This is a genomic window from Paludibacter propionicigenes WB4 (assembly GCF_000183135.1).
Classification (GTDB): Bacteria; Bacteroidota; Bacteroidia; order Bacteroidales; family Paludibacteraceae; genus Paludibacter; species Paludibacter propionicigenes.
Genome location: NC_014734.1, coordinates 1,373,275 through 1,387,567 on the forward strand (window position 1 = coordinate 1,373,275; position 14,293 = coordinate 1,387,567).

Here is a 14,293-nt window from a genome sequence, read left to right on the forward strand (position 1 = left end):
TAGAAACTTAATAAAAAAGGATAGCTTCATTGTTTTCCTTACGAAAGTACTTTATTATAGACATTCAGTATTTTAGTTGAGATAGAATCACTATCTAAGCCCATTTCTATTATTCGATTTCGTCCCTGAATTCGCCCTCCAAAAGCAAGTGCCTGCTTAATTTTAGCAACAATATCAGTCGGCTGATAAGACGAAATATAACAGCCATTTATACCTGAAACTACATCTTCTACATCACCAACCGATACGGAAACTATCGGACAATTGCAGGCCATTGCTTCTTTGATGATTTGAGGAGACCCCTCAGAAAAGCTGGTTAGCAACAATAAATCTACTGCATTTAAAAGTAAAGCAACTTCAGGCCGTGAATAGCCTTTGAGTTCTAAAAGTTCCACATCTTGAAAGAATAATAGGGCTGATTTAGCTAAATCCGGGTTCTTTACAGAATTTGTGAAGGCTCCTGCAAACAAAATATACTTTTTATCTGCATTCAAACTTAACTGCTGACGAGCTTCAAGCTTATTCGTTGGTTGAAATAGACTAATATCAACGCCACATGGAATCAATGATTGATTACGGGTTTGATTTGATTTCAATCTATTTTTCTCTGAAACAAAGATATTATGAACCGACAAAATCATATTCAATCTGGACAGTGGAAATATCTTAGTATTATTAATATCACTGCCATGATACGTAGTAATTACGGGTATTTTACGCTGGAGATTTGCCAATAAACCCGACAATCCATAATGAGCATGAATCAAATCAGGCATAAACTCATTTATCTTCGATAACAATCGTTTTTTGTTTTTCAGGTAACCACAGAGTCCCTTTCCTTCTATCGAAAAGTAAGCAACCTCCACTCCTAACTGAGACAAAGCATCACCTTGCTCTTGAATAAAAGGAACAATCTTCCCTGAATTACGGCTACAAACGATTATTACTCTCATATTCACTACTTACTACTTACTACCAACTACCAATCCTCTACGCCAATCCTCTTCCTGCAAGTTTCACATAATTCCATGCGATTAGTGCAATAAAAACAAATATCATATACAATTTGAAATATTTCTTATCACTATTTGTCATCTTGCTTAAGCCAAAAGCAGCCATAATCAACAGAAATGGTAATGCAGGTAAGTGAAAACGCTCTGCCTGAGCAAATGAACTCATTGCTATAACGCCTAAGTATCCTATAGTAAATGAACCTATCAATGTGTAATCCCTCCATTTTTTATTCTTAATTACCCAGATAAAAGCCAGCAGAACAAAGAAAGCCATAAAGTTCTTTACATAATATCCTCCATGCAACAATTGGGAATTTTCTTGTCCATCTGTATAGACCATGGTTGGGAATGGCATAACAAAAATAATAGGAGCAAATACGGCTGTTGAAGCATATTTAGCAAACGAATTTCCATTTTCTTGCTTGGCACGATACTCCATGGATGTTGCTTGATTTTCATCTTTGTCTTTCCATGCCTGTTCTACCTCGGTAGATATTTGCCCACCAACAAAATAAAAAACTGTTCCAATTACCCAAACAGTTATTACCAACCTCTTTCCCCAACCCACAACTTGCGAGGATGAAAACATTAACGCAGTAAATAAAGCAAAAAGCGCAGCACCACCCAATACAGTTCGGAAAAAGAATAGTAAACCTGCTAAAAGTAAAGGTGGAGCTATTTCTGCAAAATTAAAATTTTTGTTACGCAACATAGCATCGGCTCGTTCCATAAACCAGACAGTAAGTAAAATCATTTCTGTTTCCTTTAAATGCAGCCCACAATAATAAATCATGTTAGGCATAAGCATACAGAAAATCCCTGCCATTCGTCCTACTTCTTCACCAAAGTTACGTACTGCAAATTTATAAATCAACACACAGGTTAAAGCTCCGTACAGCACCTTAAGTAATCGGGCAATTATTATAGAATTATCGGTAAAGTAGTACTGTATCCCTAAGTAAATTGCATATCCTGCATCCGAATATCCACCTTTTAAACTGTCTAGGAAAGGTTTAAATCCCTGATTCGCTACAATAAGATTATTAATCCAAACAGCAGATTCATCATAACCACGTGAATCACGAGCTTCGAATTCAAATGGAATACCATACCTGGCTGTATAAAAAAAGTAACTAAATATAAACCAGCCTAATCGAATGAGTAAGGCTGTGTAAAAAAGATTTAATCTGAACCTTTTTTGAGAAAAAGATGACCATTTTTTAGTTAATGTGTTGGCAAAATAAAAGAATGCCGCCACTTCAACAAAACCAAAAGTCATAAACATTAACGGAAGTGCACGCGAGAAGAAAACTAAACTTATAACCAGTAACGCTCCTAAATAAAGTAGAATAGCCTTTTCAGTAAAGTATTTAGGTATGAAATTAAGCATATTATATTCAGTAGTCTTTATTAATGTTCAAAGATAATATTAAATCATCGTTTTATACAAATTCATTATTTCATTTGATATAAAGTACCAATCGTATTTGAATGACTCTAATCTATTTCTTTTGGCAATTTCACTTCTAATTAAACCATTTTTCAACAATTTAATTACATTATCAGCAAAAGTATTGATATCACCAAAATCAGATAATAATCCATTCACATTATTTTCAACAATCCAGGGAATACCTCCAACATTAGTTGCAACTATTGGTATTCCGGCAGCCATTGCTTCACAGAAAACTATACCTTGCGATTCCTCTTCACTATGCAATACAAATAATTCTGACTTTTTAAATAAAACCTGAATCTCAACGAATGAAGCATTAGGATAAATTTTAATATTATTTTCAAGATCATATTCAAGTATAGTGCTCTGAATCAACTTATAATAATCACCATCGGATACGACTCCCACTATAGAAAGGAAAAAATCAGGAATCTGAAGTTTTACTTTTTTCATTGCTTCAATCAGATTAAGATGACCTTTGCGCCTGTTTATTGCTCCAACTGCTAATAAATGATTTCTTTCGATTGATTTCTTCAATTGAAAAAAATCAGAATTCACCCCTTGCGGAATAACTTTACAAATTGGCATTTTAAAAATTTTCCTCTGATTCTTATAGTGTTTAATGGTATTAGCAACATACTCTGTATCTGCAATCAATATTGGACAAATACTCAAATATAAAAATTCGGTTATACTTTGACCCCAATATTTCAATAGGTTTCTTAAACTATGCCTTTTATGCCAAACATTTCTCTTTTCTATATGTGCTAAACCATGAACAGTAACTATACATGGAAAATGCAATAACTTCAAAGAAATGTAACATATTAATGAAAATAAACTGGTAGTATGAATATGACAAAGATCAGGTTGTTGCACACGGATTATTGATACTATTTTCTTTAATCTAAAAATCGTTGTGAAATTCCGTTGACTTGGAGCTGAAAACCGATAACTGGTTATTTGATCATTTTTTTCGATAAAATCGCTTTTAATTTCATATCTTGGTATATCAATCACAAACACTTGATTTGTCTTAGCAAGTTCCATTGAAAGGCCATATACAGAAGCTTCAACACCCCCCTGAATACAAGAAGCGTTTAAAGGGAAAGGTCCTATTTGGCATATCTTCATTATAATGTGAATTAGTCTAATTAATGAGTTTTTTTAAGTAAGCATTTTTTGTTTCACAATTGATCCAATCTTCAAAAAATGCATCCAAAACTGCACGATTACTATTGGCAATATCTTATAATACAATCTATACTTGAAAGCATGATCTTTCCAATTAATTCCGGATAAAATCAGTTTTACTTCTTTCTCATTTTTTCCTGTCAGATAATATGGCAACAAACCATACAATGCCAGTTGTTCATATAAATATCGAAATTCCGGATTACTTTGTAATGCTCCATAATCGGTAAAAAGCATGTGCTCGTATGGTTCATATAACTTTTCACCAATGGCTCTATTTGCCAGTTCCACATCCTGATTATAGTTCGACAACGGTTTGTTTAAAATCACCACAGGATATTTTTGAACTACCCGAATCCACAAATCAAAATCTTCACCGAGCTTCAATGTCGGTTTAAATCCATGTTCCGATTCAAAAATTGTTTTTCTGATAATCGTTGACCCTGTCCATAGCGGCATACAAAGTGTATTGGAGTAAGTTCTGCAGTAATTTATCTCTCCTTTTTTAAATGTCCTCTCTACTCCTACCGGAGCAATACGCTTTACTCCATTTTTTATCAGAAAATATCCACTACCATATATTCCGGCCTGAGGAAATTCTTCAATCAATAGCTTCATTTCTTCCAAATAGGTTGGTTCCCACCAATCGTCGGCATCCAGAAAAGCGATATAATCGTATTGTGCTACTTTTACTCCATTGTTTCGGGCAATGGAAACGCCCAAATTGCTTTGAGTTAAAACCCCCCATCCCCCTAAAGAGGGAGAAAAAGCCCCTAAATTTCCTAAAGGGGACTTAAAAAAAGTTTGTACAACATTCAGAGAATCATCCGTTGAACCATCATTCACAACAATCAGTTCAAACTCCCTATAAGTTTGAGAGAGCACCGAGTTTATGGCTTTTTCCACATACGGGGCTTTATTATAAAGAGGAATTATTACTGAAAACAATTTCTTTAAAGATTTGCGGTTAGCGATAAATGATTAACAAATTATTCCTTTTCAAAAACAAGATCCATATATGATTGGAAAAAGCCTCTGTGAATACTCGGATAAAGTTTCTACAAAAAGTTCGGATTTTACATTTAGTTAAAAACACCTCTCGGGATTTAAATGATAAAAAATAATTACTGATATATTATTCCAAAATAACATTCAGTGAATAAGACTTGTAACCCGTAACTAAGTAATTGAAACTATATAATGTCACATTTCTTAATTCTCCTACTTTCGTGTAAATTTGTGTAATTAGCTTCACTGACAGTTGGTTAGTGGTTTAATGATTATTTAAAACCACAAATTGCACGAATTTCCACAAATTAATTCGAGAAATAATTTGTGGAAATATGAATTGTCACGAATCAATATACGACATTTAATTGTTCGTCCTACTTAAATACTCGTAACTACTTAATTTATTGTCAAAATATTTAATAAGCAAAGATAATATTTTTTTCCTCGTTTTTTAGGCATAGTAGAATAAATCCGAACAAATCTCAGATTAGTTATTCCAACCATTTCTATTTATGAGATAAGAATGATAAGAATTGAATTGAACCATTTTGTATCAAGTGGTTCTTAATCGAATCTTATACTAATAGTTATTGCCTATTACTTAAATTCAAAAAGAGAATGCCTTACAGACATTCTCTTTCTTTTTACTTGTAACCCCTGATTTATTATTTTAAACAATAACAGTACTTACTAAACGTGTCCAGGGTCCTGCAAGTTCGGGATGTTTGGTATTATACCAACGTAAGTAAATGTATAGGGATTGTGCAGAAACTCCCGAGCCCAGAGAAAGCGTAAAAGTAGCCCTTGTACTGATATTCCGATTAAGACCTACAGCATCGGCCGATTCGGGCGGAGTTTTTCCTACCATGTAAGCATATTGTACACAGTCTGCTTCATCAATAATAGAGGCACTCGAGCTTCCGTCTTCGCGACATTTAATCGTTACCGATCCACCACCTAATAACTGAATAGATACATCAACTCCTACCTGAATAGGTTGTACTGCAACAGAACGTTTGGTTGATCCACTTTTGATATTAAAGGTTTTTAAATCCACTACAGTTACATTAGCCGAAGCGGCTATTCGGTTCAATAAATGTTTCGACTGGTTTAAATCATTAAACTCGGTTATCAAATCCTGTAACTGGGCTATTACAACAGTTGTACGAGTCTTTTCTTTGTCGCTGTATAAAACATACAAAGGATTCCAGCGGGTAACAATTCCGGTCAATAAAGTAAGTTCATCGTCTGTAATAGTTAAGCGTTCGCTATTCTTTGGTGTTCCGGCGTTTAAATAGTCTAACGCATTATTTACATACAAATTAAAATCAACAATTGCTTGGGGTACTCTTGAATTTGGCATATCATTCTATATTTAAGGGTGAATAAATTCGGTTCTACCTAAACCAATCAGGAGAGAAACCGCAGCAAATATAGATTGTTGATTTTCAAAACAAAATACACACCAGTTACTTTGTGACAAATGCCAACTGAATTGTGACAAACAAAAAGAGGCTGTGACAAACGGTATATGAATAGTGACGAAAGTTGAAGGAGGATAATCAATGGATAGTATTAATTAACGTGAGTTCGATATAAGCAAACAGCTAAAAATCAATTATAAGTGGATTTAGAATCCTGAAAAGGATTCAATGTGAATAACCGCGGGTGTAACCCGTGGTATTTGTACAAAACAATCAGAACCCCGAATGGGGGTTCAATATCACATATTTATATATTGAACCCCATTCAGGGTTCGCATTCAGGTTCTGTCTTTTCCACGGGTTACACCCGCGGTTATTCATATTCAAGTCCGTTCGACTGAGCTCACGCCGAAGCCTTCGGACTTGTAAAATAGTGAAATTCAAAAGAATCTTATATCGAACTCACGTTAATTACTAATTCCTGCCATTTCTTTAAATTTCGTTTAAATGTTTTTCCGATGACTATTCTTTCATCTATTCCATCTATTTTTAAAAGTTTCGGATTTCTATCTAAATCCTCTCTGTTGACATACATCATATTCACCAAATAAGATTTTTGAACACGCACAAACTGATTGTATGCCGACAATTGTTTTTCAGCATCCGATATTTTATAGCGCAGATGAATCTTTTTAGGAGAATTTTCGAGCATATAGTGTAGAAAAATATAATTTTCGTCTGATTTTATAAGCAAAATATCCGTAGGAATGACAGTAAATTTATCAAGAGTAATTGTGTCCATTTTTCTATGCTGTTTCAATCTATACTTTTTATCACACCACAGCAAATACCCAATATAATACAAGAGAAAAAACAAACTGAAGCTAAATACATGTTTGATCGATTTGAATAATGAAAAAGCGTCAGCCGGATATTCCTCGTAAATATAAACAGTATAGAGCCAACTAAATACGCCGGCACATAGCACAACCAGAACAAACAAGACTCCCAATCTAAATACTGAGATTATGCTCAACACTACCGGATAAATGATGTTTTGGGGAGTAAACAACAGACATAGACAGATTGTGACTACGTAAATGAATCCAAAGCCTGAAAGTTTAAAGATTTTGTACCGATCCTGCCAGAGTGATATATTATAAGGTTCGGCATCGTACAGGAAAAAAGTTATGACTACAATGGCTGTAGTCGCAATAAGAAGCTGTAGTCGTTTTTCTTTCAATAAAGCAATAAATGAATATAACTGTTTCTGAACAACTATATTCAGTCCCTGAAAATCACTCATAAAACAAACAAATAAATAATTAAAACCACAAATCACAGTTAAAATGACGCTACAAATATAACGTTAATTATTTATTTCCCTATTATTTTCACTTACCATTTTTTACATTACTACATTATATTTGCATTTTGTATATTTAGTTATTATTTATTCCATTAGAATAGACTTATCTCCCTAATACATTTGCGAAAGACTCTATTTTAAACTTGATATCAAGCTATTGGACAGAAATAGTTCAATGGCGAAAGTAAAAAGCAGTGCGGCAAAAAAGAAAAGCCGTGCGGCGAAACAAAGAAGCCACACGGCCTTTTGAAATGGACATATAGCGGAAGAGAAAAGCCATACAGCTATTTGAAACTGACATGCGGCGGAATGGAAAAGCCATACGTCTATTTAGAACCGCCGTGCGGCGAAAGAGAAGTGCTACGTGGCTGTAGAGAAATTTATTATGAAATAATCTGAATGATTTTTCTTTCTAACTGTTGAAAACTGTTATATATTATTTCTGGAGCTTCGGCTTTTAAGCGAGCTTGAGACGTAAACCTTATAAACTCATTTTTATTTTTATACAAATACTCAATATCATTTAAAACCGAAGAATTATCGCCTTTCTTAAGAAAAATAATAGCATCGGAGTTTAAAATATCTGGTTCCGGATTATTTTCTGCACCCCAGTAGATTGGGATACAACCGGAGTAGATTGCATCAAAAATCTTTTCTGTGACAAGTCCTTCAAAATTTGAGTTTTCTGGACAGAGATTGAATTTATATTTCTTCAAATACGCTCTTTTATCGTTATTGTACTTTAATAATAAATTTTCATCATTGTGCATAAAAGTACTTGGACAATCTACTTTATCAATAGAATTAATCAAATCATAAAAGAACTTTCTATCTCCATTATAATCATTTCTGCAAATAAAAGAGCAAAATTTGTCTTTTACATCTATGTCTCTATGATATGACAAAGCTTGACATTTTTGTTTTATTATTTCGTAATTATCTTCCGGATCAAAATGTACCATCATCCAAAAAGGGAAACGTAAATACTGAGGGTTGGTAATATAGTCAAATCCCAAAGATAAGGAAACAGATTGTTCCTGAATCAGCAAATCTTCATATTGAGTCCACCAGGAGCCTTCATCATGAATATTCTCTGCAGTATAAAATAATTTAAATTTATCTTTATTCAGAGTTATAGCTTCTCTATATCCATTAGCGCCAAATATACTTAGTTTCTTTTTTGTGTATTTATGAATACCTACTCTATCCACGATGAATCTGTACAGCCAATGATTTGGAGTATGTTTTCGACTCAAGTATGTATTCATGTCATAAATTAGAGTATTAAAGCACCTTACCTGATACTTGTTAGATTCTTTATAGTCTCTAAAATAATTTCTATATAATCTATATTTCTTTTTGATATTTGAACACATATATACTTTTTATAACTCGTCGTGCATTTAAACTACAAGTGATTTTATATTGTCGATATTTATATTTAATAATTTGTTTATCATTTGAATAACCGTTAGTGAAGTTATTTTAGATAGAACTCTGTTTTTATATCCGTAAAAGACTTAGCGTATTTTCGACGAATTATACACTGATCACAAAGTTGAGAAAAGAGTGTCTCAATACATTTTCTTGTTTTTTTCAATAGAGATTTTGTAGCCATATAAATGCAACTTATGACTGAAACAATAACCTTTGGAGAAACTTGCTTAGAAGTTTTCTTTACATATAATAGCTCTTCGTAGTGACTTAGTTTCCATATTTCAAAGATATAATGTCAAAACAGTTATCTAAGCTAGTCATTTTTCTTCATCAACACTTTATGGATTCGCTCTTTTACAAAAAACAATTTTCATTTTCTACATTGTATCTGGGAATAGATAAATGAGAATTTTATTAAATCTTTAATTTATCAAGAATTTAAATATATATATATTTTATCGGGCAATAGAAATAAGCTTATTGAATTTATTAATATTTATTTTTATCGTTTACCAAGAAGAAGAATATTTGCAATTCGATTCTTCTTCAAAAAATAAATAATTAGATATGAAACAATCAAAACAACTATTGTTTCAAACAGAGAAACAATATAATTTATTGATAAGTTTGTAGTCAACTTTTGTACAAATATAAAAAGATAACATGAAACGATATAAATACCCAAAGAATTAATACCAAGTTTTGTTATAATATCTTCTTTAGAAAAAGTTTCAAACTTAAATAGTTTATTGACAATAACAATCAGAGAAATGCCTCCAAACAAACCAACAATCAATCGATAAATATCAATAGCAATTTGAGTTAGTGCATTTCTTCCTATAATTGTATATCCACTAGTATATATATATGAACTATTGTTATAAAACTGCATTAAAAATAAATAAATCAGACATCCAACTAACAGAAGATAAATACTATTTATCTTCTGTAGTATTTTATAAACAGCTTCCTTATTTTTACAATAAAAGTAACCAATTATAAAAAATGGATACATATACTTATACAGAGAGATATTAAATGAGTCAGGGATAATAAACGTCAACAGAAAAACTAATATGTATATGATTATACTATCTTTAAATAATCTATTAGATATCATTACTATTAGCGAGCACCATAGAATTGCCCACAAAAACCAAATTGTCTGAAAACTTGAACGAAAATAATTCGACATTTCTGTCTTTAAATTAACACCAATAAAATCATGTAGAATAATATTATGATGAATAAAATGTGTTGCAAAGTGAAATATCAAAAACAACCCGTTCCAGCTAAATATTGGGATCAAAAACCTAGTTATTCTACTTAATAATACTTCTTTATTTGAATGATTTTGCATTGTATAATAAAATAGATAACCACTTATCATCATAAATACGGGCATATGAAAACTATATATTACTTTAAAAAGGACATTTTCATAGAATAAGGAATTCCTAAAATAATATGCACCGTTTCCATATTGAATTGAGTGCCCTAAAACAACTAAAATAATAGCAATACCTTTTATAAAATCTAAAAAGTTATTTCGTTTATTTGGGGCTTTCTTGTTTAGAGTTTTTGGTTCTTCCATACGATTAGCATATATAGACATAACGATTAACATTAATTTACGCACAACCCATGCTGAAGCATTTCGAAATACTCGCATATTACATTTCTGAACTGGGCGATAATCCGGGTTGACTATCAAATTGTAGGCATTCATCTTCTAAAAATAAATTTAGAAGAGCCTTATTAAATACTTTAAAAGTGATTCTAAGCCCATATACATTCTAAATAACAAAGGATGAAAAGTTAATAAAATATAAATTCGCCTATGCCGATGATAAACACTTACTTTCTTAAAACTTTGCCAATTAATACGTCTTTTTATCTCAGCATCCTTGTTGCCGAATAACTTAGCATTATTACTTGTAAAAGCTCCGAAATACTCACCGGCAATTTCCCTATAAAGTTGACTTTTATCTATACTGTTAATTAAAATAAAGAAAGCTGACAGTTTATTAGCTACAGTAATCATATCATAAAGCCGTTGCAAATTGACAGATTGGGTTATACTACCTTGGCGAATACGATAAACATATAGGCAATCTGGTATTACTTTTACAGTTTGTGCATAATAACAAGCAAGAGGTGTAAAGAGATTATCTTCGTGGTAAATACCTTCTTCAAAAAACAACTTGTGTTCCAACAAGTATTCCCGACGATACAACCGCAACACAGAACAGACAAAATGAAACTTCCGACGAACCAGAGCATATTTGCAGTAATACTCCCAACCGGTCAAAAGCGCTTCTTCTATTCCACTGTCCGGTTCTTCAGTCCTTCCATCTTCAAATACCCTGCAACCATTAAAACACACTAAATCTTCTCCACATTGTTTCTGCACCAGTATCTCCAACGTTTTTGGTTCTATCCAGTCATCGCTATCCAGGAAAAACAAATAATCACCTTTAGCAGCCTGTATACCGGCATTGCGTGCAACGCTTAATCCTTTGTTTTGCTGGGAGATGACTGATATCTTATTATATTTCTTCCGAAACTCCTCCAAGATAACCAAACTTCCATCCGTTGACCCATCATTCACACAAATCACCTCGTAATCAGGATAAGTTTGTGCAACAACCGAAATAAGACAATCCCGTAGGTATTGCTCTACGTTGTAGACGGGGATGATGATGGAAACGAACATTGTTTATTGAGTTGTCAAATATCTCATTTTTTGTTCTAAGGTTTCAAAATAGCTCCAAATCACCTCGGCTGCATGCGGCAAAAAGCGCTGCTGCGAAGCAAAATCAATATACTTATTTTCGTCCATGGTCAAATCGTTAATCACATTTAGTAAGTTTGTATTATCTTTTCCCTGATTCCAGCAGAAAATAGCATCCTGATTCAGAATTTCAGGTTCAGGCCTATTATTTGCACCCCAATAAACGGGAATACAACCAGCTTCAATCGACTGAAATATTTTTTCAGTTATATATCCTTCGGCATTAGAATTTTCGGGACAGATATTGAACTTAAACTGTTTTAAAAACTCATGTTTATTATCATTATAAGTTGTATACAACTCGTTCGTATTTTGTCTGAATTTACCTCCGGAGCTAACTATATCAATAGACTGAAGTGAATCCATTATTTCTGTACGTATCCCATTCCAATCATGACTGGCAACTAATGAACAAAAACGAACTCTGTTATCAGCTGACTTTTTAGATAATCTGCCAACTTTTACTTTAATATCTTCATAAGTCGATTCCGGTTCAAATAAATACAGTATCCACAATGGAAATCGTATGTTGGATCCAAAATTATCACCATCAAACCCTATAGATAAGTCAAACGGCTTCTTTTCGCAAGCCAACCTATACTCATCGAAGCGTTCGTCATGCATATTTTCGCCGGAAAAGAAGATATTCAAACCTTTCCGTCTATATTTTAATGTTTCTGCCGGACCTAATACTGAATAAAAATTTATTTTAGCTGAATAATTGCTATTTAGTTTATGATGCTGTATAAAACGTGTAAACCACATTTCATGTGGTAGTTGAGTATCCCAAAAGTTATAAAAACGAATCTGACCATTCTTGTTTAACCTTGTATCATCCGAATACCTGTTAAAAAAAAAATTAAACAGCTTCAAGCTATCAGAAATATTCATATTTAGTATAAAACTATTTATATATCAGAGTTTTTTGATCATTGATTTAATTCTTTTTTCTGTCTTTGAAATAAGAGGAAATTTTTTCCGCCAAGTGTATGCCAAAACAAACAAAAACACTTGTAACCGAAAATACAATAATGACCGGCTTGTCTTGATAAAAAAATCGTCGGTAACTGATTTTATACATTTATAGCCTTTATCCTTGAGATAAAATCGGAGTTCATCGGACGAATCGTTATTTTCGATTGTAAGAAATTCAATATTAATTTCATTTAGATCAATAGACTTTATAATTGTCGATTCCGCACCCTCTGTATCGATACTTAAATAATCAATGTGTCTAATATTATTAGATTTCAGGATAGCGTTTAAGTTTTTGCTCTCAACCCTAATATCCTCAAAATTACTATTATATTTAGCACATTCGTCATTTATTCTATCTATATGTTTCTGGTCCATAAACTCCAAAATACCACTCAGCATTTCGGAATAACCAACGACTTTTCTGAAAACAACACTACCTTCAGTATCTGAAATACACACATTATAATTCTGGCTCAGTCTGTTTATTTTCAACTGAACAAAAACAACCGGATTAGGTTCAATGCAAATACCAGCCCAGCCCCTTTCTTTTTCTAAAAAATAAGAGTTAGAAAATGAGACACCATCATAAGCACCGATATCTAGGAAAAAACCATTATCCTTCTTTTTAAAATATATATCTACAAACTTATCCTGCTTGTATTGTGAATATTTAAGATTTTTACTCATTCTTATTTACATATAAAACCACGCAAATATACAACTATTCCATTAATAAACAATCATTAATTTTATCTAAAATATTTTTATATAATTGCATAAAATTCACAATCAGTCATATTCGTTGTAATTTAAACTGAGAATTATCTCGTCTTACTTTTCCCCCATTTGCCAGTACTGCTGTACTATATCCTGCATCTGCTACTTGTATGAGCACAGAATCATTCCAGGCTCCATAGGGATAAGCAAAATGGAAAACTTTTTTACCTATTTGTCTTTCCAGCTTTAATTTTGACTCGTTCAGCTCTGTTTTCACTCGATCATCACTCATATTAGTGAGCACACCATGTGATAACGTATGTGAAGCAATTGTACAAAGGTTATCTGTTGACAATATCCTTATTTGCTCCCAACTCAAAGCTAAAGATTTATTCTTATCCTTGAATGAATAATTATAATTAGTAAACAACTGATTTAATGTCTGTTCTATTTGTGGTGATTGTGAATCAAATATTTTTTGTTTCACCAGAACAAAGGTTTCATTCTTCTTATCTATGGTTGAGCAGTCAGACCTGCTTCCATCTCCTAATATTAATTCATCAGAATTCATAAGTATATCTTCCAACACATACCACCAAAGCAAGGCCTTTCCATCAGGGAAATCGGTTGTGACATAGATTGCAAAAGGACAATTGTACTTTTTAAAAATAGGATAAGCCAACTCGTAATTATCGGCATATCCATCGTCGAACGTAAAACAGACAAATTTCTGCCTTAATCTTTTCTGTTTACTCACTATTTCATGCACTTCGTCCAACGAAACAAACAGATAGCCTCTGGCCTGATAATCCAATATCGTTTTTTCTAAAAACTCAGGCGTAATTTCCATCTGTCTATTAGCTTCAAGTTGACTTTGCTTTTGCACAACGCGATGTAGCA

General features: G+C 32.6%; 12 protein-coding genes and 1 pseudogene. All 13 read right to left on the reverse strand.

From position 1 onward, the window contains the following. Nucleotides 1-38 precede the first annotated feature (38 nt). The 13 genes and pseudogenes from PALPR_RS05610 to PALPR_RS05665 all read right to left on the reverse strand — a co-directional run bounded on the left by PALPR_RS05610 (nt 39) and on the right by PALPR_RS05665 (nt 14,243). The gene (locus tag PALPR_RS05610) at nt 39-953 is read right to left on the reverse strand and encodes a glycosyltransferase (protein ID WP_013444643.1); all 915 of its coding nucleotides are present in this window, start codon (nt 951-953) and stop codon (nt 39-41) included. Nucleotides 954-990: 37 nt separating this feature from the next. Continuing rightward, on the reverse strand, nt 991-2,403 hold the full coding sequence (locus tag PALPR_RS05615) for a hypothetical protein (RefSeq protein ID WP_013444644.1): 1,413 nt from the start codon (nt 2,401-2,403) through the stop codon (nt 991-993). Nucleotides 2,404-2,442: 39 nt separating this feature from the next. Then, a complete protein-coding gene (locus PALPR_RS05620) occupies nt 2,443-3,603 on the reverse strand; it encodes a glycosyltransferase family 4 protein (protein ID WP_013444645.1) in 1,161 nt (386 codons plus the stop codon). A gap of 33 nt (nt 3,604-3,636) precedes the next feature. After that, a complete protein-coding gene (locus PALPR_RS15335) occupies nt 3,637-4,611 on the reverse strand; it encodes a glycosyltransferase family 2 protein (RefSeq protein WP_013444646.1) in 975 nt (324 codons plus the stop codon). 733 nt (nt 4,612-5,344) lie between these two features. Beyond that, nucleotides 5,345-6,037, reverse strand: a complete 693-nt coding sequence (locus PALPR_RS05630; RefSeq protein WP_013444647.1) for a hypothetical protein — start codon at nt 6,035-6,037, stop codon at nt 5,345-5,347. A 512-nt stretch (nt 6,038-6,549) separates the two neighbouring features. Then, nucleotides 6,550-7,404 (reverse strand): LytTR family DNA-binding domain-containing protein, encoded by an 855-nt coding sequence (locus PALPR_RS05635; protein ID WP_013444648.1) that lies wholly within the window; start codon nt 7,402-7,404, stop codon nt 6,550-6,552. A gap of 446 nt (nt 7,405-7,850) precedes the next feature. Then, nucleotides 7,851-8,843, reverse strand: a complete 993-nt coding sequence (locus tag PALPR_RS05640; protein WP_013444649.1) for a glycosyltransferase family 10 domain-containing protein — start codon at nt 8,841-8,843, stop codon at nt 7,851-7,853. 27 nt (nt 8,844-8,870) lie between these two features. Next, nucleotides 8,871-9,061, reverse strand: a pseudogene (locus PALPR_RS16160) (IS982 family transposase); the annotation flags it as partial. A 345-nt stretch (nt 9,062-9,406) separates the two neighbouring features. Beyond that, entirely contained in the window at nt 9,407-10,498 is a 1,092-nt protein-coding gene (locus PALPR_RS05645) for an acyltransferase family protein (protein ID WP_171805026.1), read from the reverse strand. Nucleotides 10,499-10,648: 150 nt separating this feature from the next. After that, complete coding sequence (locus PALPR_RS05650) at nt 10,649-11,620, reverse strand: glycosyltransferase (RefSeq protein WP_013444651.1); 972 nt, start codon at nt 11,618-11,620, stop codon at nt 10,649-10,651. Nucleotides 11,621-11,623: 3 nt separating this feature from the next. Beyond that, nucleotides 11,624-12,589, reverse strand: coding sequence for a glycosyltransferase family 10 domain-containing protein (locus PALPR_RS05655; protein ID WP_013444652.1), 966 nt, complete (start codon nt 12,587-12,589; stop codon nt 11,624-11,626). Between the two features lie 24 nt (nt 12,590-12,613). Continuing rightward, the gene (locus PALPR_RS05660) at nt 12,614-13,363 is read right to left on the reverse strand and encodes an FkbM family methyltransferase (protein WP_013444653.1); all 750 of its coding nucleotides are present in this window, start codon (nt 13,361-13,363) and stop codon (nt 12,614-12,616) included. Between the two features lie 106 nt (nt 13,364-13,469). Continuing rightward, nucleotides 13,470-14,243, reverse strand: a complete 774-nt coding sequence (locus tag PALPR_RS05665) for a polysaccharide deacetylase family protein (RefSeq protein WP_216086316.1) — start codon at nt 14,241-14,243, stop codon at nt 13,470-13,472. Nucleotides 14,244-14,293 lie beyond the last annotated feature (50 nt).